Annotated in this window: 26 protein-coding genes, 3 tRNA genes, 1 pseudogene and 1 riboswitch; of the genes and pseudogenes, 8 read left to right on the forward strand and 22 right to left on the reverse strand. The window is 74.3% G+C overall.

Annotated elements, in window-relative coordinates:
* Positions 1–203 precede the first annotated feature (203 nt).
* The 6 genes and pseudogenes from G7070_RS11285 to G7070_RS11310 all read left to right on the forward strand — a co-directional run bounded on the left by G7070_RS11285 (position 204) and on the right by G7070_RS11310 (position 5,447).
* Entirely contained in the window at positions 204–743 is a 540-nt protein-coding gene (locus G7070_RS11285) for a DUF4870 domain-containing protein (protein ID WP_166233828.1), read from the forward strand.
* Between the two features lie 36 nt (positions 744–779).
* On the forward strand, positions 780–1,466 hold the full coding sequence (locus tag G7070_RS11290) for a class E sortase (protein ID WP_166233829.1): 687 nt from the start codon (positions 780–782) through the stop codon (positions 1,464–1,466).
* A 44-nt stretch (positions 1,467–1,510) separates the two neighbouring features.
* The gene (gene purF, locus G7070_RS11295) at positions 1,511–2,983 is read left to right on the forward strand and encodes an amidophosphoribosyltransferase (RefSeq protein ID WP_166233830.1); all 1,473 of its coding nucleotides are present in this window, start codon (positions 1,511–1,513) and stop codon (positions 2,981–2,983) included.
* Positions 2,976–3,977: pseudogene (gene purM / locus G7070_RS11300) on the forward strand (phosphoribosylformylglycinamidine cyclo-ligase); the annotation flags it as partial. The gene purF and the pseudogene purM, both read left to right, overlap by 8 nt.
* Positions 3,978–4,225: 248 nt before the next feature.
* On the forward strand, positions 4,226–4,465 hold the full coding sequence (locus tag G7070_RS11305) for a DUF3073 domain-containing protein (RefSeq protein ID WP_166233832.1): 240 nt from the start codon (positions 4,226–4,228) through the stop codon (positions 4,463–4,465).
* Entirely contained in the window at positions 4,434–5,447 is a 1,014-nt protein-coding gene (locus tag G7070_RS11310; RefSeq protein ID WP_166233833.1) for an alpha/beta hydrolase, read from the forward strand. The genes G7070_RS11305 and G7070_RS11310 overlap by 32 nt, the downstream gene beginning before the upstream one ends.
* Before the next feature lie 159 nt (positions 5,448–5,606).
* On the opposite strand, the gene G7070_RS11315 is transcribed toward G7070_RS11310, so the two are convergent.
* The 11 genes from G7070_RS11315 to G7070_RS11360 all read right to left on the reverse strand — a co-directional run bounded on the left by G7070_RS11315 (position 5,607) and on the right by G7070_RS11360 (position 12,461).
* Positions 5,607–5,683 (reverse strand) — tRNA-Phe (locus tag G7070_RS11315).
* Positions 5,684–5,699: 16 nt separating this feature from the next.
* Positions 5,700–5,773: transfer RNA gene (locus G7070_RS11320), tRNA-Asp, on the reverse strand.
* A 338-nt stretch (positions 5,774–6,111) separates the two neighbouring features.
* Positions 6,112–6,187 (reverse strand) — tRNA-Glu (locus G7070_RS11325).
* 59 nt (positions 6,188–6,246) lie between these two features.
* Complete coding sequence (locus G7070_RS11330; RefSeq protein WP_166233834.1) at positions 6,247–6,465, reverse strand: exodeoxyribonuclease VII small subunit; 219 nt, start codon at positions 6,463–6,465, stop codon at positions 6,247–6,249.
* The gene (gene xseA / locus G7070_RS11335) at positions 6,462–7,301 is read right to left on the reverse strand and encodes an exodeoxyribonuclease VII large subunit (RefSeq protein WP_246227937.1); all 840 of its coding nucleotides are present in this window, start codon (positions 7,299–7,301) and stop codon (positions 6,462–6,464) included. The genes G7070_RS11330 and xseA overlap by 4 nt, the downstream gene beginning before the upstream one ends.
* Positions 7,271–7,708 (reverse strand): exodeoxyribonuclease VII large subunit, encoded by a 438-nt coding sequence (locus G7070_RS18735; RefSeq protein WP_246227037.1) that lies wholly within the window; start codon positions 7,706–7,708, stop codon positions 7,271–7,273. The genes xseA and G7070_RS18735 overlap by 31 nt, the downstream gene beginning before the upstream one ends.
* Positions 7,709–7,784: 76 nt before the next feature.
* Entirely contained in the window at positions 7,785–7,973 is a 189-nt protein-coding gene (locus tag G7070_RS11340; protein WP_166233835.1) for a hypothetical protein, read from the reverse strand.
* A gap of 326 nt (positions 7,974–8,299) precedes the next feature.
* Entirely contained in the window at positions 8,300–9,103 is an 804-nt protein-coding gene (locus G7070_RS11345; RefSeq protein WP_166233836.1) for an energy-coupling factor transporter transmembrane component T family protein, read from the reverse strand.
* On the reverse strand, positions 9,100–11,190 hold the full coding sequence (locus tag G7070_RS11350) for an ABC transporter ATP-binding protein (RefSeq protein WP_166233837.1): 2,091 nt from the start codon (positions 11,188–11,190) through the stop codon (positions 9,100–9,102). The genes G7070_RS11345 and G7070_RS11350 overlap by 4 nt, the downstream gene beginning before the upstream one ends.
* A gap of 1 nt (position 11,191) precedes the next feature.
* Positions 11,192–11,818 (reverse strand): ECF transporter S component, encoded by a 627-nt coding sequence (locus G7070_RS11355; RefSeq protein ID WP_206079744.1) that lies wholly within the window; start codon positions 11,816–11,818, stop codon positions 11,192–11,194.
* Entirely contained in the window at positions 11,805–12,461 is a 657-nt protein-coding gene (locus G7070_RS11360) for a YkoF family thiamine/hydroxymethylpyrimidine-binding protein (RefSeq protein WP_206079745.1), read from the reverse strand. Before G7070_RS11360 ends, G7070_RS11355 begins: the two co-directional genes overlap by 14 nt.
* A 52-nt stretch (positions 12,462–12,513) precedes the next feature.
* A riboswitch (TPP riboswitch) is annotated at positions 12,514–12,623 on the reverse strand.
* A 108-nt stretch (positions 12,624–12,731) separates the two neighbouring features.
* Here G7070_RS11360 and G7070_RS11365 point away from each other — a divergent pair.
* Positions 12,732–13,688 carry a 4-hydroxy-3-methylbut-2-enyl diphosphate reductase gene (locus tag G7070_RS11365; protein WP_166233839.1) on the forward strand — a complete coding sequence of 319 codons (957 nt, stop codon included), beginning with the start codon at positions 12,732–12,734 and terminating at the stop codon, positions 13,686–13,688.
* Here G7070_RS11365 and G7070_RS11370 read toward each other — a convergent pair.
* From G7070_RS11370 to G7070_RS11395, 7 genes are all read right to left on the reverse strand, one after another.
* Complete coding sequence (locus G7070_RS11370; protein ID WP_166233840.1) at positions 13,666–14,517, reverse strand: polyphosphate polymerase domain-containing protein; 852 nt, start codon at positions 14,515–14,517, stop codon at positions 13,666–13,668. The two genes, G7070_RS11365 and G7070_RS11370, sit on opposite strands and share 23 nt — an antisense overlap.
* The gene (locus G7070_RS11375) at positions 14,514–15,185 is read right to left on the reverse strand and encodes a DUF4956 domain-containing protein (protein WP_166233841.1); all 672 of its coding nucleotides are present in this window, start codon (positions 15,183–15,185) and stop codon (positions 14,514–14,516) included. The genes G7070_RS11370 and G7070_RS11375 overlap by 4 nt, the downstream gene beginning before the upstream one ends.
* Positions 15,186–15,320: 135 nt before the next feature.
* Complete coding sequence (locus G7070_RS19460; protein WP_284690933.1) at positions 15,321–15,443, reverse strand: hypothetical protein; 123 nt, start codon at positions 15,441–15,443, stop codon at positions 15,321–15,323.
* Positions 15,431–17,452: a hypothetical protein gene (locus G7070_RS11380; protein ID WP_166233842.1), complete on the reverse strand. Its 2,022-nt coding sequence runs from the start codon at positions 17,450–17,452 to the stop codon at positions 15,431–15,433. The genes G7070_RS19460 and G7070_RS11380 overlap by 13 nt, the downstream gene beginning before the upstream one ends.
* Positions 17,453–17,555: 103 nt before the next feature.
* Complete coding sequence (locus G7070_RS11385) at positions 17,556–19,082, reverse strand: flotillin family protein (protein WP_206079746.1); 1,527 nt, start codon at positions 19,080–19,082, stop codon at positions 17,556–17,558.
* Positions 19,083–19,104: 22 nt separating this feature from the next.
* Complete coding sequence (locus G7070_RS11390; RefSeq protein WP_166233843.1) at positions 19,105–19,635, reverse strand: hypothetical protein; 531 nt, start codon at positions 19,633–19,635, stop codon at positions 19,105–19,107.
* Positions 19,636–19,819: 184 nt separating this feature from the next.
* Positions 19,820–20,947, reverse strand: a complete 1,128-nt coding sequence (locus G7070_RS11395; RefSeq protein ID WP_166233844.1) for a DNA glycosylase AlkZ-like family protein — start codon at positions 20,945–20,947, stop codon at positions 19,820–19,822.
* Positions 20,948–21,034: 87 nt separating this feature from the next.
* On the opposite strand from G7070_RS11395, the gene G7070_RS11400 reads away from it, so the two are divergent.
* Entirely contained in the window at positions 21,035–21,685 is a 651-nt protein-coding gene (locus G7070_RS11400; protein WP_166233845.1) for an HAD-IA family hydrolase, read from the forward strand.
* A gap of 42 nt (positions 21,686–21,727) precedes the next feature.
* Here G7070_RS11400 and hemL read toward each other — a convergent pair whose 3' ends face one another.
* The 4 genes from hemL to G7070_RS18740 form a co-directional block, all read right to left on the reverse strand.
* On the reverse strand, positions 21,728–23,056 hold the full coding sequence (gene hemL / locus G7070_RS11405) for a glutamate-1-semialdehyde 2,1-aminomutase (protein ID WP_166233846.1): 1,329 nt from the start codon (positions 23,054–23,056) through the stop codon (positions 21,728–21,730).
* A gap of 81 nt (positions 23,057–23,137) precedes the next feature.
* The gene (putP, locus tag G7070_RS11410) at positions 23,138–24,625 is read right to left on the reverse strand and encodes a sodium/proline symporter PutP (RefSeq protein WP_166233847.1); all 1,488 of its coding nucleotides are present in this window, start codon (positions 24,623–24,625) and stop codon (positions 23,138–23,140) included.
* A gap of 103 nt (positions 24,626–24,728) precedes the next feature.
* Positions 24,729–25,700 carry a porphobilinogen synthase gene (hemB, locus tag G7070_RS11415; RefSeq protein ID WP_166233848.1) on the reverse strand — a complete coding sequence of 324 codons (972 nt, stop codon included), beginning with the start codon at positions 25,698–25,700 and terminating at the stop codon, positions 24,729–24,731.
* On the reverse strand, positions 25,697–26,386 hold the full coding sequence (locus tag G7070_RS18740) for a uroporphyrinogen-III synthase (RefSeq protein ID WP_431977945.1): 690 nt from the start codon (positions 26,384–26,386) through the stop codon (positions 25,697–25,699). The genes hemB and G7070_RS18740 overlap by 4 nt, the downstream gene beginning before the upstream one ends.
* Between the last annotated feature and the right edge of the window lie 37 nt (positions 26,387–26,423).

A 26,423-nucleotide genomic window follows, 5' to 3' on the forward strand; every position in this document is an offset into this window, starting at 1 on the left:
CGTCGTCGGGGACGCCGCCGTGGGGTGCGCCGACGCCGCACTCGGCCCCGCCGTCCGGTGCCGGGCCCTGGGGTGCGCCCGCGCCGCACCGGGCCCCGTCGTCCGGCGCCGAGCCGTGGGGCGCGTCCGCTCCGCAGCCGGCCCCGCCGCCCGGCGCCCGGCCGTGGGGCGCGTCAGCTCCGCAGCCGGCCCCGTCGTCGGGGATGCCACCCTGGGGTGCCCCCGCGCCGGCCCCCGGCGCCCCGGACGCCTGGCAGCGTGCGGCTTGGCCCGCGCAGGGCTCCGGCCGGGTCGAGCCGGCGACCCCCGCCGACGCGCCCTACGCGGGCGACGTGCTGTGGCGGCACGACCAGCATCAGGGCTACGGCGATCTGCACCTGCCCGTCGACCGGAACGATCCCTGGGCCGGCGCGCCGCTGCGGGGCGCGGAGCGGTTCGCCGTCCCGGCCGCGCACTGGACGCCGCTGGTCAGCACCTGGATCGGCCCGACGATCCTCCTGCTCACCGTGGGGGAGACCGACCTGCGGGTGCGCGAGCACGCCCGCGCGTCGCTGAACTTCGAGATCACGATGGCCCTGCTCCTGCTGTTGGCGTCGCTGACGCTCGCGGTCGGGTGGGCCGTCGGGTTCGTGCTGGTCCCCCTCGTGGTCGGCTTCTGGCTCGTGGCGCGCGTGGTCGCGACCGTGCGCGCCGGACGCGGCCGGCTCGTCCGCTACCGGGGCGCCCTCCCGGTCATCCGGTAGCCCGGGCGTGGCGATAACGCCGCTATGATGGCCCGCGTGAGTAGCACGACGACCCCGCGGCGAGCGCTGCTGGCGCCCCAGGGGCCGCGGCGGCGCACGCGCCCCGCCCTGGTCGTCCTCGGGCTGGCGTTCCTGCTCCTGGGCGGCGGCGTGCTGGGCTGGAGCGTCTACCAGCTCTACTTCGACCCGCTGGTCGACCCCCGGGTCGCGCAGGCGGAGGTGTCGGACCTCCGCGACGAGTGGCAGCGGCAGCCGGTGGACGGCAAGCCGATCCCCGGCGAGGCGATGGCCCTGCTGCGCATCCCCGGCTTCGGTGAGTCCTTCGAGCAGCCCGTCCTCGCGGGCACGACCCAGGCGACGCTGAAGAAGGGGCTGGGCTGGTTCGACAACACGGCCGAGGCGGGCCAGGTCGGGAACTTCGCCGTGGCCGGACACCGCGGCTCCAAGGGGCCCTTCGCCCCGATCATGACGCTCAACAAGGGTGACAAGGTCGTCGTCGAGACCCGCACCGCGATCTACACCTACGAGCTGACCAACAACCCCCGCGACATCACGGTCAAGAGCAGCGAGATCTGGGTGCTGGACCCCGTGCCCGGCGAGCCCGCCGCCATCCCCACCGAGCCCCTGCTCACGCTGGTCACGTGCGAGGACCTGTTCCACTCGCCCGACCGCACGATCAGCTTCGGCCGGCTGGTCGACACCCAGGCCAAGAAGCAGCCCTGACCGCCGACGGACCGCTGTTCCGCCAGCCGGTAGACTCCCGTCACGTGACCTGTACGGACGCTGTGCGCTTCGACCCCGTCGGTGACCCCAAACCCAATGAGGAATGTGGGGTGTTCGGCGTGTGGGCGCCGGGCGAGGAGGTCGCCAAGCTCACCTACTACGGCCTGTTCGCGCTGCAGCACCGCGGCCAGGAGTCGGCCGGCATGGCGGTCAGCAACGGCGACCGCATCATGGTGTTCAAGGACATGGGGCTCGTCTCCCAGGTGTTCGACGAGCCGACGCTCAACTCCCTGACCGGGCACCTGGCCATCGGGCACGACCGCTACTCCACGACCGGCGCGTCGGTGTGGAAGAACGCGCAGCCCACCTTCCGTTCGACGCACAACGGCGGGCTGGCGCTGGCCCACAACGGCAACCTGACCAACACCGAGGAACTGGAGGCCTGGCTGCGCTCGCGCGACGAGCACGCCAAGATCATCGCCAAGGACTCGATGGACTCCACCAACGACACCTCGCTGGTGACCGCGCTGCTGGCGACCTTCCCCGGCACCACCTGGGACGCCGCGCTCAACGTGCTGCCGCGGCTCGAGGGTGCCTTCTGCTTCACCTTCATGGACTCCTCGGCGCTGTACGCCGCCCGCGACCCCCAGGGCATCCGCCCCCTGGTGCTGGGACGCCTCGAGCGCGGCTGGGTCGTCGCGTCCGAGACCGCGGCGCTCGACATCGTGGGCGCGACGTTCATCCGCGAGGTCGAGCCCGGCGAGCTGATCGCCATCGACTCCGGCGGCCTGCGCTCGGTGCGCTTCGCCGAGGCCAACCCGAAGGGCTGCCTGTTCGAGTACGTCTACCTGGCGCGCCCCGACACCGTCATCGCCGACCGCCGCGTCCACTCGGTGCGGGTGGAGATCGGCCGGACGCTGGCCATGGAGGCCCCGGTGGACGCCGACCTGGTGATCCCCACCCCCGAGTCGGGCATCCCCAGCGCCATCGGCTACGCGGAGGCGTCCGGCATCCCCTACGGGCTCGGGCTGGTCAAGAACTCCTACGTGGGGCGCACGTTCATCGAGCCCTCCCAGACGATCCGTCAGCTCGGCATCCGGCTCAAGCTCAACCCCATCCGGGACGTCATCGAGGGCAAGCGGCTCGTCGTGGTCGACGACTCGATCGTGCGCGGCAACACCCAGCGCGCGCTGGTGAAGATGCTGCGCGAGGCGGGCGCCGCCGAGGTGCACGTCCGGATCAGCTCGCCGCCCGTGGAGTGGCCCTGCTTCTACGGCATCGACTTCGCCACCCGCGCCGAGTTGATCGCGCCCGGCATGTCGACCGAGGAGATCTGCCGCTCGATCGGCGCGGACTCGCTGGCCTACATCAGCCTGGAGGGGCTCGTCGCCTCCACGGGCGTCCCGAAGCGGCGGCTGTGCCGCGCGTGCTTCGACGGGCAGTATCCGTTGCCGGTGCCCGCCGGCGTCGCCGAGGAGATGCGCCTCAACGTGCAGCAGGAGGAGACCGATGAGTGAGCCCACCAGCGCCTACGCCGCGGCCGGCGTGGACATCGAGGCCGGGGACCGCGCCGTCGAACTGATGAAGGCCCACGTGGCCCGCACGCGGCGTCCCGAGGTGCTGGGCGGCCTGGGCGGCTTCGCCGGCTTCTTCGACGCCTCCGCCTTCAAGAACTACGACCACCCGGTGCTCGCCACGTCCACCGACGGCGTCGGCACCAAGGTCGCGATCGCGCAGGCGCTCGACAAGCACGACACGATCGGCTTCGACCTCATCGGGATGCTCGTGGACGACCTGGTCGTCGTCGGCGCCGAGCCGCTGTTCGTCACCGACTACATCGCAACCGGCAAGGTCGTCCCCGAGCGGATCGCCGCGATCGTGCAGGGCATCGCCGCCGCGTGCGAGGCCGCGGGTGCGTCGCTGCTCGGCGGCGAGACCGCCGAACACCCCGGCCTGCTGGACCCCGACGAGTACGACATCGCCGGCGCCACGACCGGCGTCGTCGAGCGCGACAGGATCCTCGGCCCCGACCGCGTCCGCCCCGGCGACGTGGTGCTGGGCCTGGCGGCGTCCGGGCTGCACTCGAACGGCTACTCGCTGGTGCGGCACGTGCTGCTCGAGCGGGCGGGCTGGGCGCTGGACCGCGACGTCCCCGAACTGGATCGGACGCTGGGGGAGGAACTCCTGACCCCCACGCGCGTCTACGCCCGCGACATCCTCGCCCTGATCGACACCGCCCCCGTGCACGCGATCAGCCACATCACCGGCGGCGGCCTGGCCAACAACCTCGTGCGGGTGCTGCCCGCGGGCGTCCGCGCGACGCTGCGGCGCGACTCCTGGACGCCGGCCCCGATCTTCTCGCTCGTGCAGCAGGTCGGAGGGGTCTCGCAGGCCGACATCGAGGCCACCCTGAACATGGGCGTCGGCATGGCGCTCGTCGTCCCGCAGGACTCGGTGGACGCCCTCGCGCGGGAGGCGTCCGAGCGCGGGCTGGACCCGTGGGTGATGGGGAGGTCTCGGCCGCCGAGGGCGAGGCCACGGTCGCGTTGGTCGGCGAGCACGGCGGCGCGTAGCCGGTCCCACCCGGGTCGGTATCGACCCTGGTCGCGGGTCCGCTCGGCACCGGTTCCTCGCGCAGGTCCGGCGTGTCCATGCCCGCCCGTCGGCTTTGTCCACGCCTCGAACTCGGGTACCATCGGCGTCACGAACAGAACCTCACGCGGCTAGACCGCCATGAAGCTAAGGGGGTCGACCCGGACATGGGGCGCGGCCGTGCAAAGGCGAAGCAGACCAAGGTCGCTCGCGATCTGAAGTACCGTACCTTCGACACCGATTTCTCCTCCCTGGAGCGTGAGCTCCGCGGTGGCCAGTCGCCGTACGGCGCCTCCGCCGCCGAGGACGACGTCGACGACACCGAGGACGAATACGACGACGATCCGTACGCGGACGACGACGACGAAGCCGACGATGACGACGCTGCAGGACGCGGCGGGTACTGATCGACCACACCCCCAACGGTGGCGACCCGATCCTCTGGAGGGGTTCGAGCACCGCGATCTGCCCCTGACCGCGCAGCCGCTTCCGGGTGAGTCCCTCGATCCACTGGTCGGCACGCTGATCCGACGCTCCGATCCGGAGTTGCGGCGCAGCGCGCGGGCCGTGCTGCACGTGCACGGGTGGAACGACTACTTCTTCCACCCGCACGTCGCCGAGTTCTACGAGGCGCAGGGTTACGCGTTCTACGCGCTCGACCTGCGCCGCTACGGCCGCAGCCTGCGCGCGGGGCAGTTCCACGGGTACATCGACGACCTCGACGACTACCGCGAGGAGATTGACGGCGCCGTCGCGGCGATCCGGCGCGAGCACTCCCACCTGGTCCTCACGGGCCACTCCACGGGCGGGCTGATCACGACGCTGTGGGCGGGCGACCGCCCGGGGCGGATCGACGCCCTGGTCCTCAACTCGCCGTGGCTCGACATGTGGGGGCCGGTGGGCATCGGAAGCCTCATGCGCCCGATCGTGGGCCCGATCGGCAAGCGGAACCCGACGTCCCCGCTGAAGATGCCGGAGGGTGAGGAGCCGATCTACGCGATGGCCACGCACGTCGACTTCGGCGGCGAGTGGAACTACTCCCTGGACTGGAAGTCCGCCGGCTCGGAGGTCGTCCGCCTCGGCTGGGTGCGGGCCATCCTCAACGGTCACGCCCGCGTCGCCCGCGGCCTGCCGATCGACTGCCCGGTGCTGGTGACGATCTCCGCCCGGACGGCCTTCCTGCGGCGCTACAGCGAGGAGGCCAGGACCGCCGACGTCGTGCTGAACGTGGACCGGATCGCCGCAGCGTCCTGGCACCTGGGGGACGCCGTGACGCTGATCCGCATCGAGGGCGGCATGCACGACCTGAGCCTGTCCCTGCCCGAGCCACGGCAGCGCTGGTTCGACGCCGTGGCGACGTGGCTGCACGCCTACGGCCCGAGCGCCTGAGCGGCGCGGCCCGGAGCTGCCGGCGATCCCGCGCCCGGGACGCCCGCCGCTGGCGGCGGCCGCGCACAGCGTCTGCGGGAAGGCCCTGATCCGCGGCGGGGATGAAGAAAACCGCCGGCGAGGGACTCGCGCGGCGGTGGTGAAGCAACGGTGGAACGGTGGTGGCCAGGACCGGGGTCGAACCGGTGACCTTCCACTTTTCAGGCGGACGCTCGTACCAACTGAGCTACCTGGCCATTGCCTCTACGGCAGCGACCCCGACGGGACTCGAACCCGCGACCTCCGCCGTGACAGGGCGGCGCGCTAACCAACTGCGCTACGGGGCCTTACATGAAGGCCGCTGCCCTTTCGGACAGCTTGAGAAGCATAACCCAGGTGGGGTCCAGGTGTGAAATCGGCCTCGCAACCAGCGCCCCGGCGGCGGATTCCTCGTCGCCGCGCTGGTGCGGCGCGTGGCGTGCGCCTCGGGATCGTGGTGCTGGTCGTTGAGGAGCGTCATGTCCATGGTTCACGAAGCCTCGTCGAGCCCCCACGCGAAGGCCGCCCGCCGTGGCGCCGCGGCAGCAGCACGGGTGCGGGTGGGGCGTCGCGCTCGAGCGCACACCTGGGGCGGGGCACAAAAGTTCGACGGCCCCGCCGGACTCAGTCCGACGGGGCCGTCACCTGGCATCCCCAACGGGATTCGAACCCGTGTTGCCGCCGTGAAAGGGCGGAGTCCTGGGCCACTAGACGATGGGGACAGGCGTGGACAGCATAGGGCACGCCGGGCGCGCGCCCCAAGTCCACAGGGGGCGTCCCCTCAGGACTCCGGCCGCTCCCGGCGGGCGGCGTCCACGGTCGCGCGGGCGCCGTCGAGCCAGGCCTGGCAGCGGGCCGCGAGCTTCTCGCCCCGCTCCCACAGCGCCATCGACTCCGACAGCGGAACCTTGCCCGATTCCAGTTGCTGCACCACCTGCACCAACTGCTCGCGGGCGGCCTCGTAGCTGAGCTCCTGCTCGCCGGTGGGTGCCTGGGTCATGCGTCCTCCTCGGTGTCGGGATCGTGGTCATGCGGTTCGACGTCGACGACCGCGGCGGCGATGTCGCCGTCCATCAGCCGGGCGACGATGATCTCGTCGGGCTCCACCTGCTCGATGGAGGTCACGGTGCGGCCGTCGTCGGTGGTCAGGATGGCGTAGCCCCGCTGCAGCGTGGCCTGCGGCGACAGCGCCCGGATGCGCGCGATGGTGTGGCCCACGGCGTCCTGCTCGCGCTCGAGCGTCCGGGTGATGCCGCGGCGCAGGCGCCCGGCGAGGTCGTCCAGCCGCTCGGCCTGCAGCGCCAGCGCGCCGCCGGGGTCGCGCAGCACCGGTCGCGAGCGCAGGTCGTCGAGGCGCTGCTGCTCGGTGAGGACGCGGCGGGTGATCGCGCCGCGCAGCCGGCTGAGCCCGGTCGCGATGACCTGGGCCTCCGCGACGGCGTCCGGGACGACGAGCTTGGCCGCATCCGTGGGCGTGGACGCGCGGACGTCGGCGACCAGGTCGAGGATCGGGGTGTCGGTCTCGTGCCCGATCGCGGACACGACGGGGGTGCGGCAGTGGAACACCGCGCGGGCGAGGGTCTCGTCGCTGAAGGGGAGCAGGTCCTCCATGGAGCCTCCGCCGCGGGCGATGATGATCGTCTCGACGTGGTCGAGCCCGTCGAGGTGGCGCAACGCGGCCATCACCTGCTCGACGGTCTTCGGGCCCTGCACCAGCACGTGCGAGACCTCGACCCGGGCGGCCGGCCAACGCCGGGAGATGTGCTCGAGGACGTCGCGCTCGGCCGCCGAGTCCTTGCCGGTGATCAGGCCGATCGCGGCGGGCAGGAACGGCAGTCGCCGCTTGCGGTCGGGCTGAACAGCCCCTCGGCCTGCAGCGCCCGCTTGCGCTGCTCGAGGTGCGCCAGCAGCCGGCCCTCGCCGGAGGGGCGCAGGTCGCGGCACTCGAACGTCAGCGAGCCGCTGCCCTGGAACACGGTGGCGCGCACGTGGGCGGCGACGAGGGTGCCCTCGGTGAGCGGCCCGGCGGCGTCCAGGGTGGCCGTGGAGACCGACACCTGGACGCTGACGTCGGCGAGCTTGTCGCGCAGCGTCAGGAAGTGGACGCTGTGGCCGGCGCGGCGCTTGAGCTGGACGATCTGCCCCTCCACCCAGACCGGCCCGGTGCGCTCGACCCAGCCCTTGAGGGCGGTGACCACGGCCCTCAGCGGCTGCGGGGATTCGGGAGAGCTGTCCAACGGCACGGCGCCAGCCTAGGGGGCGCGGCGGACGTTTTCGTCCTCGGGGTGCGTCAGGGGCGGAGAGGGCCGCCCGGCAGGCTCAGGGGGCGGGGTCGAAGAGGGCGACGAGCCGGGCCACCGCGGCCGGATCGCCCGCGACGTCCACGCCCGCCTCGGCCGGCTCCGCGGCCTCGTACAGCACGCGCGTCCAGGCGGTGGAGTCGGCGACGACCCGGGCGTCCGGCTCGGGGACCGTGCCGCGGCGCACCGTGAGGCCGGCGGCGTCCACGCGAGCGACGTAGTCGTAGCCGGGGTCACCATCGCGTCGCCAGACTGGCCCTTCGCGCGTTCTGCGTATCGTCCGCTGGCTGGGCATGCCCGTCCGAGTCGCCCCCGTTTGTGGCAGTTGCCCCCGTAGCAAAGGGGGCGTCTGCCGCGAACGGGGGCGACTCGTTGCGAACGGGGGCGACTCGTTGCGAACGGGGGCGACTCGTTGCGAACGGGGGCGACTCGTTGCGAACGGGGGCGGCTGGTTGCGAGCGGGGGCGACTGGGTGTGGACCGGAGGGCTGGCCGCGCCGAGGCGGCTGCCCTGTGTCGGGTCCTCGACGCGGGCCTACCCCAGGAAGGCCGGGGGCAGGATGCCCTGGGAGGCCAGGCCGGCGATGATCGCCGCGGCCACCACGCCGACGAGCACCAGGTCCCCGGCGCCCAGGGGGACGGGGCGCCAGACCGTGCGCGGCCCGTCCGCCAGCCCGCGGGACTCCAGCGCCAGGGCGATCCGCTCCGCCGAGCGCACCGAGGTCGTCAGCAGCGCGAACGCGCAGCGCCCCCATCCGCGGGCGCCCAGCCGGGGGCGTCCGTCGCGTCCCAGGGGAGCGCGGACCGCGTGGGCCGCCCGGATCGTCGCCCAGCGCGCGGGCATCGCGCCGAGCATCCGATGGCCGGCGAGGATCGCGTAGGCGTAGCGCGGGCTCAGACGCACCCGCAGCAGCAGGCTCACCATCAGGTCGCGCGGCGGCGTCGTCGCCAGGAACCCGAGCGTCAGGACGCCGATCAGCAGTCCGCGCAGGGCCAGGGCGATCCCGATGCTCAGTCCCTCGTACGTCACCCGGATCGGCGCACCGGGCCAGATCTCCGTCCCCGGGCGGCTCAGCGCGTTCACCGACACGAGTCCGACCGCGAACAGGACGAACGGCGCCTGCCCGAGCAGCAGGGTCCGCGCCGGCATCCGGGCGGTGGCGAGCACGCCGACCAGCGCGAGCAGGTACCAGCCGGCGAGCGGGGCAGGGTCGAACATCACCAGGGTGATCAGGGACACACCCAGCAGGACGCCCACCTTCACGGTCGGTTCGCGCCGCGCGAGCCACGCGGCCGGCGCGCCGTGGTGGGCCGCGGCCGGAGGCTGTGGGGTGCTCACGGGACCTCCTCCCGGACAGTGGTCTGCCCACGGGTGCCGTTCTGGACGGTGCGGGGCGCCTCGGTCTGTTCGCCGGGTGGTGCCGCGCGCCCGCGGTCGGCTCCCGCCGTGGTGCGTGCCAGTTCCACGGTCCTGTCGTCGAGGTCGGCCAGCAGGTCGCGCAGTTCGCGTGGCCCCGCGGACGCCTCCGCGACCCGCAGCAGCAGGTGCGGCGGGCGCAGCCGGGCCCGGTCGAGGAGGACGCGGTCCCGGAGCAGTTCGTGTGGGGTCGCGGCGGCGAGCAGCGTGCCCTCGCCCACCACGAGGACGCGGTCGGCGTGCGCGGCGACCGCGCGCAGGTCGTGGCTCGAGAACAACACCCCCTGGCCGGCGTCGGCTGCCGCCCGCAGCGCGCGCATGGTGGTCAGCGCCGCGAGCCGGTCGAGGCCGAACGCGGGTTCGTCGGCCAGCAGGTGCGGGCGCCGATGCAGCAGCATCGCCGCGAGGCTGACGCGCCGCTGCTGCCCGCCCGAGAGCCGGAACGGGTTGCGGTCGGCCAGGCCGAGCAGACCGAACCGGGCCAGCATGGCGTCCACGCGCTCCCGCGTCTCCGGGTCGTCCGGACGCGGCAGGCCGTGCATCAGCTCCGCGCGCACGCTCGTCGCCGCGAACTGGTGCTCGGGGTTCTGGAACACCAGGCCCGGCCGCGGACCCGCCACGGACCCCGCGGCCGCCGGGATGAGCCCGGCGAGGCACGCCAGCAGGGTCGACTTGCCGCTGCCGTTGGCGCCGACCAGCGCGACCAGTTCCCCGCCGCGCAGGTCGGCGTCCACGTCGCTGAGCACCGGCCGTGCGCGCCCGCCCGGGCCGCGCCCCACGGCGAGTCCCCGCGCGACCAGCGGCGCTCCGGCCGGGGACGCGGGCGCCGCGCCCCCCTGCGCTCCGCCCCCGTGCGCGGGGCCGGTCCCGGCCGGGCGACGCCCGGCCAGCCACCGGTCGAGCAGGGCGTCGACGATTCCCGACGGGCCGCGGGCGGGGGATGCGGCGGCCGCAGCCGGTCCCCGCGCGGGGATGCTTCCGGCCGGGCGGCGCTCGGTCAGCCGGGGGTCGAGCAGGGTGCCGGTCGGGCCGAGGGCGGGGGACGCCGCGGCCGCAGGCGCTCCGCGTCCCGGCCCGGTCCCGGACGCGCCGGGCGAGGGCGGCTCCCGCCGCACTCGATGGTCAGTGTGCTGCTGGTCGCGGAGCGTCGCCCGTCCGGGATCGCGCGTTGGAGCGGGTCGTGCGGCGCCGACCACGGCGTCCGGCACGGGCGCACCCAGGAGCGCGCGCAGTTCCAGTTCGGCGGGTAGCCAGCAGCCCTGGCCCACCAGGACGCGCAGGTCGGCGTCCGAGAGGGCGCGCGGGTGGACGTCGTGCCGAACCCGACCGCTGCGGTCGAGCACCAGCCAGCGGGACGGCAGGCCGTCCAGTCCGTCCTCGCCGGCGAGTTCGTCGAGGCGGTGCTCGACCAGCACGTACGCGGCGCCCGTCGCACGCAGCGCCGACGCCAGGGCGCCGCGCACCGCGTCCACGCCGTCGGCGTCCAGCATGGAGGTGGGCTCGTCCAGCAACAGCAGCGGCGGCTCGGGGGCGATGGCGCCCGCCAGCGCCACCCGCTGCAGTTCGCCGCCGGAGAGCTCCCCGGTCGCCCGGCCGGCGAGACCGGACGCGCCCGCCCGGGTCAGCGCGAACCGCACCGCGGGCCAGATGGCCGGCGCGGGCGCGCCGAGGTTCTCCAGCGGGAAGGCCACGTCGTCGACGACGTCGGGCAGGCACACCCCCGACTCGGGGTCCTGCGCGACCACGCCGACCAGGTCGGCCAGCCCGGCCACGGTGCTGTCGGCGACGCTCCGGCCGGCGATCTCGGCCCGCCCGGTGACGTCGGCGTGGATCGCGTGCGGCACCGCGCCGTGCAGCAACCGCAGCAGCGTCGACTTGCCCGACCCGCTCGGCCCCAGCACCAGGACGCCCTCGCCGGGACCGATGACCAGGTCGAACGGGCCGACGCCGTCCCCGGAGCCGAAGACCGCCTCGAGCCCCGAGGTGGCGACCAGCGCGGCGCCGGGCACCTCAGCGCTCCCGCCGCTGGGCCGGGACACCGACCCCGCCGCGCGCCGCGGTGAACTGGTCCAGCACGCCGGTGGCCCGCAGCGCGTCCACGACGACCCGGGCCAGCAGGCCGCCCAGCACCACCCCGGACGCCAGTTGCAGCGCCAGCCGCAGGGGCCAGATGTCCTGGCCGAACCAGTCGAACCGGAACGCGGAGAAGCAGAAGACGAACCCCGCGCCGAGCAGTCCCGACACCGCGAACCGCGCCCAGCCGAAGCGCCGGTAGCGTCCCAGCGCGAAGGGCAGCTCGCTGCCCGCGCCCTGGATGGCGGCCGCCACCATGAGCAGCGGACCCACCGGCGAGCCCAGGAAGACCACCTCGACCACCGAGGCGATCACCTCGGCGATGATGCCCACGAACGGACGCCGGATGATCGCCACGGCGATCGGCGCCACGATCAGCCACCCCCCGAGCAGCACGTGCTGGGCCAGGTCCCCGGCGGGCCCCATCAGGACGGCGAGCAGATTCCACGCCTGCACCAGCACCCAGTACAGGAAGCCGAAGACCACCCCGAGCATCACCATCAGCACGATGTCGCGCAGTGGCAGGGCGCGTGTCCCGCGCGCCGCGGGCTCAGGCGTCGACACGGGCGTGGCTGGGGCTGTTCACGGACACGGTCAGGTGGCTGGTGACGTGCTGGACGGTGCGCCCGACCATGGTCCAGCCGGCGAAGGCGGTCGCGAGGACGTCGCCGAGGTCGCCGGTCAGCCGGGTCACGAAGTGCGAGGACCCCTGGAAGGTGCCGTTGCCGCGGGCCAAGTCGATCGCCGCCTCGATGTCGCGCATGTGGTCCGGGGCGTGGTCGCCCACGGCGATGTCGGCGAGCGGGTACAGCGCCCACTCCGCGGCCGCGAACCGGCCGGTGCGGCGTCCCGCCGGTGGCGCGACGGGACGCGGCCCGGCGCCGCCGGGCGCCGAGCAGCGGGCCTCGCCGGGGCAGCCGCGCGACAGGTGCACCGACACCGACGCGTGCTCGCCCGTCTCCGCGACCGCCGCGGCCAGGTCGGTGACCCACCGGAGCAGCGCGTCCTCGGGCCCGCCCACGTAGGTCGACACGTCGCCGGTCTCGACCACCAGGCCCGAGGCGTCCAGGTCGCCCAGGGCGCCGAGGATCACCTCGGCGTAGCGGTCGCTCATCACGGCCACCGTGACGCGGGCGCCCACGCCGAAGCGCAGCGGGTCCTCCCGCAGGGCGGCGGGCTCGGCGGAAGGTGGTGCGGTGGGGGTCATCATCGTCTCCTTCGTGCGGTTCGTCGCACGAGGAGGATGGACGCCGGATGCGTGTACCTCGAGATTCGCTTCCTTCGCCGGCATGACCCGGATCAGGTTCAACGGTCGGAGTATGAGAACTCCCTCTCAGTCCGGCTTCTCCGGACTCCCGTGCTTCGCGGCCAATCTAGCAGCGCTCCGCCGGCCGACCCGCGCCCGATCCCGGGTGAGACGCCGGCGGTCGCCGGGCCGGAACCGGCCCGGGGTTGCCCGCCGTCTAGACTGGTCGCCATGACCAAGAGCGTTGTCGTGGCCGCGCCGCGTGGGTACTGCGCCGGGGTCGACCGTGCCGTCGTCACGGTCGAGAAGGCCCTGGATCTGTACGGCCCGCCCGTCTACGTCCGCAAGCAGATCGTCCACAACAAGCACGTCGTCGAGGACCTCGAGCAACGCGGCGCCATCTTCGTCGAGGAGCTGTCCGAGGTCCCCGAGGGGGCCACGGTGGTGTTCTCGGCGCACGGCGTCAGCCCCGCGGTCCACGACGAGGCGAAGAGCCGTCAACTGAAGACCATCGACGCGACCTGCCCGCTCGTGACCAAGGTGCACCACGAGGCGAAGCGGTTCGCCGGACAGGGGCAGCAGATCCTTCTGATCGGGCACGCCGGCCACGAGGAGGTCGAGGGCACCATGGGCGAGGCGCCCGACCGCACCATCCTGGTCGAGCACCCCGACGACGTGGATCACGTCGAGGTCGAGGACCCGTCGCGGGTGGCCTGGCTCAGCCAGACGACCCTCAGCGTGGACGAGACCTGGGAGACCGTCACGCGGCTCCGCGAGAAGTTCCCGCTGCTGATGGACCCGCCGAGCGACGACATCTGTTACGCGACCCAGAACCGGCAGTCCGCGGTGAAGCAGATCGCGGCGCACTCCGACCTCGTGATCGTGGTCGGCTCGCAGAACTCGTCCAACTCGGTTCGCCTGGTCGAGGTGGCGCTGGAGGCCGGCGCGAAGGCGTCCTACCGCGTCGACAACGCCGGCGAGATCGACCCGGCCTGGCTGGAGGGCGTCGAGTCCGTCGGCGTCACCTCGGGCGCGTCGGTGCCCGACATTCTGGTGCAGGGCGTCCTGGACTACCTCACCGACCGGGGCTTCCCGACCGCCGTCGAGGAGCGTCTCACCGAGGAGAACCTGACGTTCGCGCTGCCGCCCGAACTCCGCAAGGACCTCAAGCAGGCCAAGGGCCGCTGAGCAGGGGATCCAGCTTGCGCAGGACGCGGTGCCAGCGGGGCGCCCGGCGGCCCGCGGTGATCGCGATCCCGGCGCAGTACTTGCTGATCGAGCCCGGTCGCTGGCCGAGGCGGTGCAGGAGTTGGTCGGCGGTGCTGCGTCCGGTTGCCGACTTCGTCTCCACCAGGACGCCGCCGCGTCCGACCAGCGCGCCCGCGATCGAGCCGTCGAAGGACAGGTCGATGTCGCACGTCAGCCGGACGCCGCCCACCGGATCCACGAACGTCGCCCGGCGGTAGCGGCTCACTAGGCTGGGGCGCAGCGTCTCGGCCGGCGGGTCGCCGTTGAGGTGCGCGTCGATGAACCCCAGCCCGTCCTGAGAGCCCTGCGGCGCCAGGCGATCCATCGCCTCCGCCGCCCACGGCACCCGGTGCTTGACCGTCTCGCCGCGCGCGCCCTTGGCCTTGACCTCCAGGACCGTCAGGTCGGTGTCGAGGTAGCTGCGGGTGCGCACCTTGTACCTGATCCGCCGCCCCTGATGGTGATCGCGGAAGAACCGGAGATCAGGGGTGTCGAAGTAGACCGACAGGTAGTCGAAGACGCGGATGTCGCCGATCTCGAGGACGCGCAGGTCGGGCCCCAGGCCGTCCAGCAGGCGGCTGAGGACGCCGAGCGAGACCAGGTACTTCTGGTCGACGCGGGTCTGGAGTTCGGCGACGGCGTTGACCTCGTCGAGCCCGATGGCGTCCCGATGCGCGGCGAGGTCCTGCAGCAGGATGCGATCGGCCCGGTGCGCGGGCGCGGGCGCAGGCACGAGCCGCCGCCCGACGCGCTCGGGGGCCAGCGTCACGAGGTGTAGGCGTCAGCGCGCGAACGCAGCGGCGCGGTGATGGGGGACTGCGGCGTCTCGGGGGCGCGGTGCGGAAGAGCGGGGCTGGGGATGGCGGCGTACCGCGGGCCGACGTGCCGGATCGGGGCGTACCAGACGTCGAGGACGGTCAGGTCGCGGACGAGGTCCACCTCGTGCACGCTGATGCGGCGCACGGGCGCGCCGAGCCGGATCGACACGGTCCGCTCGAGGAGGTCCGGGTCGAGGATGGCCTCGTCCAGCGTCAGCGTGATCGACGTGATCCGGCGGGCGACCTTGGGGTGGTCGGCGATCGTCACGACGAGCAGGATCAGCGCGGACAGCGTCGGGGTGACCCACCACGCGAACGGCGCGAGGCCGCCCAGCAGGCCGAGCGCCAGCGCCGAGAAGTAGTAGGCGATCTCGCCCTGGCTGATCGCGTCGGACCGCAGGCGGATGATCGACAGCACGCCGAACAGGCCCAGCCCCAGGCCGACGCTCGCCTCGGTCGTTCCCAGAGCGAGCGTGACCGCCATGACCCCGACGTTCAGCGTCAGGAAGGCGAACATCAGATCGCGTCGATGGTGACGGGGGTAGTACAGGGCGACGGCGAGGATCGTGGCCGCGACGAGATCGGTCCCGACGGCCACCAGGCTGGCGAACGAAAGCATCCAAGTCCTAGAGGAGGCAACGCCGACACAGGTGCGTCGGCGGGGTGTGCACAAACACCGGAAGGTTAACGGAAGGTGAACGATCGCGTCACGGGAGGGGATCCCTCCCCCGGGTGGCGTCGCGGACCCCGCGGGCTAGCCCGACAGGCGCTTGGCCAGCGCTTTCGCCTCCTTCTTCGGTGCCCGGGATCCCCACCAATCTCCTGCGCGGAACTTGGCATCGCCGAGGTCTTCGAGCGCCTGGATCAGGTCGGCCACCCGTCCGGGATCGGCATCGGCGAGCGGCCGCAGCGCGTCCACGAGGGCCTGGGACGCCGCGAGGATCGCCTTGCGGTCCCCGGACGCCGACGCCGCCGCCACCGCCGCGCGCGCCTCCTCCAGCGCGGACGGCCGCTCCGCCGGGCCGTCGGCCGGGACGGGCTCCGCGGGCGTGCGGTCGGGGGCTGCGGGCTCGGCCGGGAGCGGCGCCGCGGGCTCGGCCGGGCGTGATGCCGCAGGCTCGGCCGGAAGTGACGCCGCTGGCTCGGGTGCGAGCGGGGCCACGGGCTCGGCCGTGACAGGTCCCGCGGGCTCGGGCGCGACGGGCTCGGGCGCGCGGGGTGCGGGAGCCTCGGCAGGGGCCGCCTCCGCCTGGGCCGGCTCGGCAGGGGCCGGTGCGGGCGCCGGCGCCGGACGCTGCGGGGGCACGGGCGCCGGTCCCGGACGGGGGACGGGAAGGGCCGGGGCGCGGGGGCCGGGGGCGTCGGCTCGGGCTCGGCCGGGGCGGCGGGCTCGCGGCCGGGGCCGGGCGCGGCTGGGGTGGGGCTCGTCGCCGCCGGGCTCGAAGCCGCAGCGGCCTCGTCGGGGGCGGTGGCGACCGGGGCGGCCGCGTCGGCGACGGTGCGGTGCGCGCGGGTGCTCGCGGCCAGGGACTCGTCGTCGGGCAGGTCGTCCCAGTGCGGTGCCGGCCCGGGGCCGGGCAGAGCGGCGCCGCGGGCCGACGCCAGCGCGTAGGCGGGGTCGGGCACCGACGCGACGGCGGTGCCGCGCGGGTCGGCGGCCCGCAGCGCCCGGGTCAGCTCGTGGAAGCTCCGCAGCGAGCGTTCGGACGCCTCGGCGTCCCCGGTGGCGCGCTCGGCCTCGGCGCGGGCCAGCGTCGCGACGGCCAGCCAGGCGGACAGCCCCTCGGGGCGGCGCAGCGACCCGTACCGGTCGAACAGCGAGGCGAGGGCGTCGCGGGCGTCCGCGGCCTCGTCGGAGCGCAGCAGCGCGTCGGCGAGCGCGGTGACCGCGGCGAACTGGGCGGCCAGCCGGTCCCCGGCGCGGGCCTCGGACGCCGCGAGCGCGGCCGCGGCCTCGGCGGCCAGGCCCGCCTGCGCGACGGCCTCCTCGAGGTGTCCGGCTCCGGCGAGGTCGCGGGCCAGGTCGGCGCGGGCGTGCGTCTCGGCGTCGAGCGCGGCGTCCCCGAGCGCGGGCCGGGCCGCGGCCCAGCCGTCGGCCAGGGTGCGCCGCGCCGCGATCGCCTCGGGCAGCGAGCCCGCAACGGGCAGGCGGTCGGCCAGGTCGCGTCCCGCGTCGGCCAGCGGCGTCACGAACCGGCCCGCCTGACCGTCGGCGGCCCGGCCCCGCGTCACCTGGGCGTCGAGGGACGCGCGGGCGACCTGCGTCGCCTCCCGGGCGAACGCGGCGGCGTCGGACGGCAGGCCGGCGGCCCAGCGGGCGTCGCCGGCGAGCAGCAGGGCGTCCACCAGGACGCGGTCCTCGGCCGCGTCCGCGCGGCCCTCGCGGGCGCGCGCCGCCGCGGCGTCGGCGTACGCGTTGGCCAGGGCCAGGTCGCCGTCGGCGAGGGCGCCGCGGGCGCGGGCCTGCAGCAGCCAGGACGCCGTGCGCCCGGCGAGGTAGGGGACCAGGTCGACGTGCGGGAGCAGCCGCATCCACCCCCGCGCGGCGGCCGCCATCTGGCCGGCGGCCGACGGCTGCCCGAGCCCGGCCTGCACCGCGGCGAGCTGCGTGGTCGCCGTGACGAACCGGACGCCGTCGTCCACCGGTGTGAAGGGGCCCACCGCCCCGTGGAGGGCCACCAGGCCGTTGGCGCGCGTGAGCGCGTCCTGGGCGTCGGCGGCGGCCTCGGCGTGGTCGTGGGCCAGCAGCCGCAGCGCGGTCACCTCGTTGAGGGCGTCCACGAGCGGCTCGGCCACCGACACGTCGCTGGCCGCCCAGCCCCGCAGCTTCTTCACCTGCGAGGCGGCGTCCTTGAGGCGGCGCGGGTGGGGATCGGACGGGCTCATGCGGGCTCCCTCGGACAACACGTGGGGGATGGTCCCCTCAGGTTACGCGACGACGCCGACCCGGGCGGGGAGCCCGGATCGGCGTCGACGGTGTGACAACGGGTTACTCGACGTCGCCCTGCACGACGCGGGTCGGCGTCGCCTCGGTCGAGGACTGCTTGCCCGCCGCGGCGCGATCCAGCAGGGCGCGCAGGTCGAAACCGGTGGCGTCGGAGACCAGCTGCATGGTCTGCGTCAGCGTGTCGGTCACCTGGCGCGGGAGCTGGCTTGCGCCGTCGGAGGAGATCACCGTCAGCTTGTCGATGCTGCCCAGCGGCGACGCGACCTTCTCGGCCATCGACGGCAGCACCTCGACCAGCATCTGCAGGACGGCCGCGTCGTTGTAGTTCTTGAACGCGGCGGCGCGCTTGTCCATGGCCTCGGCCTCGGCCTGGCCGACCGCCAGCGTCGCGGCGGCCTTCGCCTCGCCCTCGGCCCGGACGGCCTCGGCCTCGGCGATACGGCGGGCCTTCTCCGACTCACCGCGCTTGGCGCCCTCGATCGCCTCGGCCTCGGCCAGCGCCGAACGGCGGGACTTCTCGCCCACACCGGTCAGGCGGGCCTTCTCGGCGTCGGCCTCGGCGTTCGCGATGGAGGCGGCCTTGTGGGCCTCGGCCTCGAAGATGGCCGCGTTGCGCTGCGCCTCGGCGGCGGTCTCCACGCGGTAGCGCTCGGCGTCCGCGGGGCGGCGGACCTCGGTGTCGAGCTGACGCTCCTTCAGGGCGGCCTGCGCGACGGCGACCTTCTCCTGCTCCATCAGGATCGCCTGGTCGCGGTCGGCCTGGGCCAGCGGGCCGGACGCGGCGGCCTGCGCGCGGGCGGCGTCCGTCTCGGACTGGATCTCGGCCTGCTTCAGCACGAGCGCCCGCTGCGAGATGGCGATCTCCTGCTCGGCGGCGATCTGGGCCTGCTCGGCCTCCCGCCGGGCCTCGGCCTCGGCGACCGCGGCGAGGCGTCCGACCTTGGCCGACTCGGGGCGTCCCAGGTCGGAGAGGTAGGTGCCGTCGTCGGTGATGTCCTGGATCTGGAACGTGTCCAGCACCAGGCCCTGGCCCGTCAGGGAGGACTCGGACTCGTCGGTGACGCGCTGGGCGAAGGCCGCGCGGTCGCGGATGATCTGCTCGACGGTCAGCGAGCCGACGATGGAGCGCAGCGAGCCGGCCAGCGTCTCCTGGGTGAAGGTCTCGATCTCGTCCTGCTGGGACAGGAAGCGCTGCGCGGCGGCGCGGATCGAGTCCTCGTTGCCGCCGACCTTGACGATGGCGACGCCGTCCACGTTCAGCTTGATGCCCTGGCCGGACACGGCGTTGCGGATGGTCACCATGATGCGGCGCGAGCTGAGGTCCAGCACGTGGAGGCGCTGGATGAACGGCACCACGAAGATGCCGCCGCCCATCACGACCTTCTGCCCGGACAGGTCGGTGGAGACCAGGCCGGTCTCGGGGTTGCGCACCTCCTTGCCCTTGCGTCCGGTCAGGATGAACGCCTCGTTGGGTTTGGCGACCTTGTAGCGGCTGGCGACCAGGAGGCCGACCAGCACGACGAGGACCACCAGGCCGATGATGGCGATGGTCATGGGGGACAGGGGCATGGGGCGTTCCTTTCGAGGAGCGTCAGGGGATCGGGGGCGGCAGGACGGGGTCGTCCTCCCGCTTGACGGGGGTGACGGCGACGGCCGTCGGGGAGACCACGGCGGAGACCCACACCTCGGAGCCCTCGGCCACCGGCTGGGCGCAGCGGGCGGCGTACTTGCGCACGTGGCCGCCGACGTTGAGGCGCACCTCGCCGTAGCCGTCGGCGGGGATCGCGGTGATGACGTAGGCCGGGTGGCCCACGAGGGTGTCCACCCGGAAGCTCGCGGAGTCGTCGCGGCGCAGCGCGCGGGTCAGCTTCACCGCGCCGAGGGCGGCGAGCGCCCCGACGACCAGGCCCACGACCACGGCGATCGCGGTGCTGTCGGAGACGGCCAACCCGATGGCGCCGCCGAAGCCGAAGGAGCCCACGAAGGCCGCGATGCTCGAGACCGAGAACAGGTCGTTGTCGAGCGCGTCAAGGTGGAGCGCGCCGTCCAGCACATCGCCGAGGACGAGCGCCAGCACGACCAACACGATGCCTGCCCCGCCGAGCACGAGGAAGGTGGTCACGTCGGTCTCCTCACGCGAATCGGGACGGGGATCTCCGGTCCCGGGTGTTCCGATTTCCACTCTATCGGTAGGACCGGACAACCCGTGGGAGACCGGTTGTTCTGGTCGGCCCTGCTGGTCGGGACGCCGGGCGCGATCCGGCGGTCGGCCGGGCCGGTGGGTTCCTCGTCGCGCCCCGGACGCGTCAGGCGGCCACCGCGAACTCGGCGGCGTCGTGGCCGGCGCGCCGGGCGAGGGCGTCGGCAGCGGCGCGGAACGCCGGCTCGGCGCCGCGGGGCAGCGGACGGTCGGGCCGCAGCTCGACGCGGAACCGCCCGGGCCGCTCGGTGCGCTTCCACGCCCCGACCCGCCGCAGGTCCCAGATCGCAGGGCCGCCGCCGGACTCGCCGTACTTGGCGACCGAGTCCGCGGCGCCGGGCAGCGGCAGCACCGAATGGGTCAGGACGGCCTCGTCGAAGGTGGACAGCAGCCACGCCCCCGCGGCGCCGGTCTCCCCGGTCGGCCCGCTCGAGCGCGCGGACGGACGCCGCTCGTCGAGGGCGCGGGTGCCGGCCAACAGCTCGACGTCGTCCACGACCACGCGGGTGACGCCGTCGCCGAGCTCGCCGATCGCGGCCGCGATCTCGGTCCGGGTCAGGCGGGTCCAGCGCTGCAGGTCGGCGACCGCGACCGGCCCGTGCGAGGCGAAGAACCGCCCGACCAGCTCGGTGACCGCCTCCGCGCGGGGCCGCGGCGCGGCGGGCGGGAGGACGCTGTCGGCGAGGACGTAGGTGTGGCCGTTGAGGCCCGCGGGGTCCACCGGCCCCGAACAGACGAGGCCCTCCAACTCGGCGATCAGGCACACGTGCGACACCTGCGCCCAGAACTCCGGGTGCGACCGGTCCAGGACGCCGGCGCCGACGAACGCCGCGCCCAGCTCCGCCCGGGTCCGCGGCCCCTCGGCGACCTGGGCGAGCAGGAAGTCCAGCCGCGGCGTCCGATCGGCGGGCTCGGCCAGCCCGAGCCTCCGGTGCCGCGCCGCCATCCCCGACAGCACCTTCGGGGAGGTGAGCGCGAGCAGCCAGCGGACGTCCTCGGCGGCGACGTGGTGCCAGGTCGGGCGCAGCACGTGGGTGCGCACGACGCGGCCGGCGTGCAGCGCGGCGGTCGCCTCGGCGGCGGTGGCCCGGGTGCGCTGCGCGAGCGAGTCGTGGGCCAGCGGCACGTCCTGGGACTGCACGGCCAGCGACTCCCGGACCGCGCTCACGGGGTCCGGCGCCGGCGTCCCGGTGAGGCGCTGCAGCGCGAACCGGATCTCCCACAGCTCGCGCACATCCCTGACCCGCAGCCTAGGAGACGCCGGGGGAGGGGCGGGCACGGCCCCCTCCGGCGGCGCGCCGGCGGCCGCTAGCGTGGGGGTGTGAGCCAGACCTTCACCACCCGCGCCCTGCTGTTCGACATGGACTCGACCCTGGTGGACTCCACCGCCGTCGTGGAACGCGTCTGGACGCAATGGGCCGCCGAGCACGACCTGGCCGCGGCTGACGTCCTCGCGGTCATCCACGGGCGTCAGGGGCACCTCAGCATGGCCGAACTGCTGCCCCACCGCTCGCAGGAGGAGAACCTCGCCGACAACGCGGTGATGCTCGCCCGCGAGCTCGACGAACTCGACGGGGTGGTCGAGATCCCCGGCGCCGCCACACTGCTGGCGTCGCTGGGGGACGCGTCGCACGCGCTGGTCACGTCGGCGACCCTCGAGTTGGCCACCGCCCGGATGCGGGCGGCGGGGCTCGCGATGCCGACCGCGGTGGTGACCGCCGAGTCGGTGACGCGGAGCAAGCCGCACCCGGAGGGCTTCCTGCGCGCCGCCGAACTCCTGGGCGTCGGGCCGACCGACTGCGTGGTCTTCGAGGACTCCGCGTTCGGGATCGAGGCCGGGCTGGCCGCCGGGATGCGCGTCGTGGGCGTCGGCCCGACCGCCGCCCGCCACAACCCGACCTGGGCGGTCGACGACCTCACCGGCACGCGCGTCGTGCCGGTGCCCGACGGGCTGCGCGTCACCCTGGGCTGAGCCGATCCCAGCGGGCGGCCGGTGCCGGCGGGGCAGCCGGTCTCAGCGGGTCGCGGACGCGGCGGCGCGGGCCGCGGAGGGGAGCGCCTCGGCGATCCGGTTCAGGGCGGCGTCGTCGTGCGCCGCCGAGAGGAACCAGGCCTCGAACACGCTCGGCGGGAGCGCCACGCCGGCGTCCAGCATCGCGTGGAAGAACGGCGGGTACCGGAACGTGTCGGCGGCCTTGGCGTCGGAGTAGGTCGCCACGCCGCGGGCCGCGGCGTCCTCGCCGAAGAACACGCTGAACAGGTTGCCGGCGGTCTGGATCCGGTGCGGCACACCCACCGCGTCCAGCGCGTCGGCGAGCGCCCGCTGCACCGTCAGCGAGGCGGCGTCCACCTGGGCGTAGGCCGCGGCGTCCGCGAGGGTGAGCGTGGCGATGCCGGCGGCGGTCGCCAGCGGGTTCCCCGACAGGGTGCCCGCCTGGTAGACGGGTCCGACCGGGGCGAGCAGGTCCATCAGCGCGGCGGGGCCGCCCAGGCCTGCCAGCGGCATGCCGCCGCCGACGACCTTGCCGAACGCGAACAGGTCGGGGGTGTAGGTCGGGTTCTGGACGCCGGCCTCCAGCCCCCACCAGCCGGACGGGCCGACGCGGAAGCCGGTCAGCACCTCGTCCAGGATCATCAGGGCGCCGTGCGCGGCGGTGATCCGGCGGATCGCCTCGTTGAAGCCCGGCAGCGGCGTGACGATGCCCATGTTCGCCGGGGCGGCCTCGGAGATCACGCACGCGATCTCGGAGCCGCGCTCGGCGAAGACCGCCTCCAGCGCCGCGACGTCGTTGTACGGCAGGACGATCGTGTCCCCGGCGGACGCCTTCGTGACGCCCGCCGACCCGGGCAGCCCGGCGGTCGCGACGCCCGAACCCGCCTCGGCGAGCAGCGCGTCGGAGTGGCCGTGGTAGCAGCCGGCGAACTTCACGATGACGTCGCGCCCGGTGGCGCCGCGGGCGATCCGCAGCGCGGTCATGGTGGCCTCGGTGCCCGTCGAGACGAACCGCACCTTCTCGGCAGCGGGGACGCGCCCGCGGATCAGTTCGGCCAACTGCACCTCGGCGGTGGTGGGGGCGCCGAAGCTCAGGCCGCGGGTCGCGGCGTCCTGCACGGCGGCGACCACCTCGGGGTGCGCGTGCCCGAGCAGCGCCGGGCCCCACGAGCACACCAGGTCGACGTACTCGCGGCCCTCGATGTCCACCACGTGCGGGCCGGACGCCGACGCCAGGAACACCGGCGTCCCGCCGACCGAGCCGAACGCCCGGACCGGGGAGTTCACCCCGCCGGGGATCACCTCGCAGGCGTGGCGGTAGACCTCTTCCATCGACAGGTGCCCGGGCATGATGTCCTTCCGGTTGGTGGAGCGGGGAGGGGCCGCGCGGGCGCGGCCGACCCGTCCATCCTCGCACGCCGGCCCGGTGGCTCAGCCCGCGTGCTCGATCTCCAGCGCCTCGTCGAACTCGCGTTCCACGGCCGGGTTCGGGCGGTGGGTCGCCAGCGAGACGGCGACGGCCACCAGCAGGTTCAGCGCGAAGGCGGGCAGGATCTCGTACAGCTCGAAGACGCCGCCCAGCGGGTTGAGCACGAGCTTCCACACGAACACGGTGACCGCGCCGACGACCATGCCGGCAGCGGCGCCGGCCGCGGTCAGGCGCCGCCAGTACAGGCTCAGCACGATCGTCGGGCCGAAGCCGGCGCCGAAGCCGGCCCAGGCGAACGCCACCAGCCCGAGGATGGTGTCGTTGCGCTGGGCGGCCAGGGCGGCGGCGACGACCGCCACGATCAGGACGCCGATGCGGCCCAGCCATACACCGCCGGACGGGGTGAGGGGCTTGGTGGAGAAGGCGCGGTAGATGTCCTCCACCAGCGCCGACGACGTCACGAGCAGCTGCGAGGAGACCGTCGACATGATCGCGGCCAGGATCGCCGCCAGCAGGAAGCCGGCCGCGAGCGGGTGGAACAGCAGCTGCCCCAGCGCGATGAAGACGCCCTCGGGGTCGGGCAGCGCGGCCTGGTCGTGCCGGAAGATCGCGATGCCGACGAACGCCGTCAGGGTGGCGCCGAGTGTGGCGGTGAGCATCCAGCCGATGCCGATGCGGCGTCCGGCCTTGGCCTCGGCGGGCGACGTCAGCGCCATGAAGCGGACCAGCACGTGCGGCATGCCGACGTAGCCCAGCCCCCACGCGATCGCGGAGATGATGCCGATCGGGGTGCCGCCCTCGAACCAGGTCAGGAGCTTGGGGTCGACGGCGTTGATCGCCTCCACCATGGCGCCCGGGCCGCCCAGGTGGATGATGCCCACGATCGGCAGGATGACCAGGGCGACGACCATCATCATCCCCTGCACCACGTCGGTCCACGAGACGGCCAGGAACCCGCCGACCAGGGTGTACAGGACGGTGACGACGGCCACCAGCCCCATCCCCACGAAGTAGTTCATGCCGAACGACGTCTCGAAGAAGGTGCCGCCGGCGACCATGCCGGAGGACACGTAGAGGGTGAAGAAGATCAGGATGATGGCGCCCGAGATCAGGCGCAGGAGGTTGGAGTCGTCCTTGAGGCGCGAGCCGAGGAACGAGGGGATGGTGATCGAGTCGCCGGACACCTGGGTGTAGGCGCGCAGCCGCGGCGCGACGAACTTCCAGTTCGCCCAGGCGCCGACGAGCAGGCCGATCGCGATCCAGCCCTCGACCAGGCCGCTGACGTACAGCGCGCCGGGCAGGCCCATCAGCAGCCAGCCGGACATGTCGGCGGCGCCGGCGGACAGCGCCGAGACGAAGGGGCCCAGCGAGCGGCCGCCGAGCATGTAGTCGCCGAAGTCGGTGGTGCGTTTGTGGGCCATGAAGCCGATGACGACCATCGCCACCAGGTAGATGGCCATGGACACGATCTGCCAGAACTGATCGTTCATGGGGGCGACCTCCGGGGTGTGAGGCAGGGGGTGGGGTCACCCTAACCCGGCGGGACGCCGCCCGTCCGCCCCCGCGGCGATCGGCCCGCGGCCCGCCCCGGGCTCAGCGGGCGGCGAGTTCCAGCGCCGCGTAGGTCAGCACGATGTCGGCGCCGGCCCGGACGATGCTGGTGACGGTCTCGGCCAGCATGGCGTCCCGGTCGAGCCAGCCGCGCTCGGCGGCGGCGCAGATCATGGCGTACTCGCCCGAGACCTGGTAGGCCGCGACCGGCACGTCGGACGCCGCGGCGACGTCGGCGAGCACGTCCAGGTAGGACATCGCGGGCTTCACCATCACCATGTCGGCGCCCTCGGCCAGGTCGAGCAGCGCCTCGCGCAGCCCCTCGCGGCGGTTCGCCGGATCCTGCTGGTAGGTGCGTCGGTCGCCCTGCAGCGAGCTGCCGACGGCCTCGCGGAAGGGGCCGTAGAACGCGGAGGCGTACTTGGCCGAGTAGGCCAGGATCGCCACCTCGGCGTGCCCGGCGGCGTCCAGACTGTCGCGGATCGCGGCGACCTGGCCGTCCATCATCCCCGACGGCCCGACGACGTGCGCGCCGGCCTCGGCCTGCGCGACGGCCAGCCGGACGTAGGCGTCCAGGGTGGCGTCGTTGTCGACCCGACCTGCCGCGTCCAGGACGCCGCAGTGGCCGTGGTCGGTGAACTCGTCCAGGCAGGTGTCGGCCATGACGACGGTCGCGTCGCCGACCTCGGCGCGCACCGCGCGCAGCCCGCGGTTCAGGATGCCGTCGGCCCGCGCGCCGGCCGAGCCGGCGGCGTCCTTGTCGGCCTCGTCCGGGACGCCGAACAGCATGATGCCGCCCAGCCCGGCCTCGGCGACCGCGGCGGCCTCCCTGCGCAGCGAGTCGAGTGTGTGCTGCCGGACGCCGGGCAGCGAGGAGATCGGCGCGGGCTCGGTGAGCCCGTCGCGCACGAACACCGGCAGCACCAGCTGGCTGGGGTGGACGCGCGCCTCGCGCACCAGGTCGCGCAGCGCGGGCGTGGCGCGCAGCCGGCGGGGGCGGATCACGGGGGTCATGCGGGCTCCTTCGGCAGGACGGCGGTCAGGGCGCCCAGCACGCCCGCGGCGTCCTGGGTGGCGGCGGTCGCGGTGACGGTCCAGCCGGACGCCGCGGCGGCCCGGGCGGTCGGCTCGCCGAACGCGATCACGGCGACCCCGGCCGGAGCGATGCCGAGCAGGGCCGCGGCGGCCTCGGCGATCGACCCCGCGGTGAGGACGACCGCGTCGTAGTCGGCCCACGGCCGGGTCGCGGGCGGTTCGTCCACCGGGACGGTGGTGTAGGTGGCGACGGTCTCGACGTCCCAGCCCGCCTCGGCGAGGCCGTCGGCCAGCACCGGACGCGCCAGCGCCGAGCCCGGGATCGCCGCGGACGCGCCTTCGGGCTCGGCCGCCAGCAGGGCGGCGAGCAGGGCCTCGGCGTCCGAGCGCCCGCTCGGAACCAGGTCGACCTGGTACCCCAGCTCGGTGATCGCGGCCGCGGTGGCGGACCCGACCGCGGCGATCGCGTCGCCCAGCATGTCGAGCTCGACGTCGGCCTCGGCGAGCACCGCGACGGCGGTCGGCGAGGTGAGCACCACCCAGTCGCAGGTGCCGGGCAGCGCGAAGGGGAGGTCCTCGGTGCGGGTGACGGGGACGGCGTCCACGTCGGCGCCCGCGGCGCGGAGCGCGTCGGCCAGGGCCCCGTCGGCCCGCGGCAGCAGCACGCGGCGGCCGACCAGTTCGGGGCGGGTCGCGGGCGAC

The sequence above is a fragment of the Propioniciclava coleopterorum genome, assembly GCF_011393335.1.
GTDB lineage: Bacteria > Actinomycetota > Actinomycetes > Propionibacteriales > Propionibacteriaceae > Propioniciclava > Propioniciclava coleopterorum.

Coding starts and splice junctions, on each gene's coding strand:
- G7070_RS11285 (WP_166233828.1), top strand. CDS start 204: ATGCCACCCTGGGGTGCCCCCGCGCCGGCCCCCGGCGCCCCGGACGCC.
- G7070_RS11305 (WP_166233832.1), top strand. CDS start 4,226: ATGGGGCGCGGCCGTGCAAAGGCGAAGCAGACCAAGGTCGCTCGCGAT.
- G7070_RS11310 (WP_166233833.1), top strand. CDS start 4,434: ATGACGACGCTGCAGGACGCGGCGGGTACTGATCGACCACACCCCCAA.
- G7070_RS11330 (WP_166233834.1), bottom strand. CDS start 6,465: ATGACCCAGGCACCCACCGGCGAGCAGGAGCTCAGCTACGAGGCCGCC.
- G7070_RS11360 (WP_206079745.1), bottom strand. CDS start 12,461: ATGACCCCCACCGCACCACCTTCCGCCGAGCCCGCCGCCCTGCGGGAG.
- G7070_RS11365 (WP_166233839.1), top strand. CDS start 12,732: ATGACCAAGAGCGTTGTCGTGGCCGCGCCGCGTGGGTACTGCGCCGGG.
- G7070_RS11375 (WP_166233841.1), bottom strand. CDS start 15,185: ATGCTTTCGTTCGCCAGCCTGGTGGCCGTCGGGACCGATCTCGTCGCG.
- G7070_RS11380 (WP_166233842.1), bottom strand. CDS start 17,452: ATGAGCCCGTCCGATCCCCACCCGCGCCGCCTCAAGGACGCCGCCTCG.
- G7070_RS11385 (WP_206079746.1), bottom strand. CDS start 19,082: ATGCCCCTGTCCCCCATGACCATCGCCATCATCGGCCTGGTGGTCCTC.
- hemL (WP_166233846.1), bottom strand. CDS start 23,056: ATGCCCGGGCACCTGTCGATGGAAGAGGTCTACCGCCACGCCTGCGAG.
- putP (WP_166233847.1), bottom strand. CDS start 24,625: ATGAACGATCAGTTCTGGCAGATCGTGTCCATGGCCATCTACCTGGTG.
- hemB (WP_166233848.1), bottom strand. CDS start 25,700: ATGACCCCCGTGATCCGCCCCCGCCGGCTGCGCGCCACGCCCGCGCTG.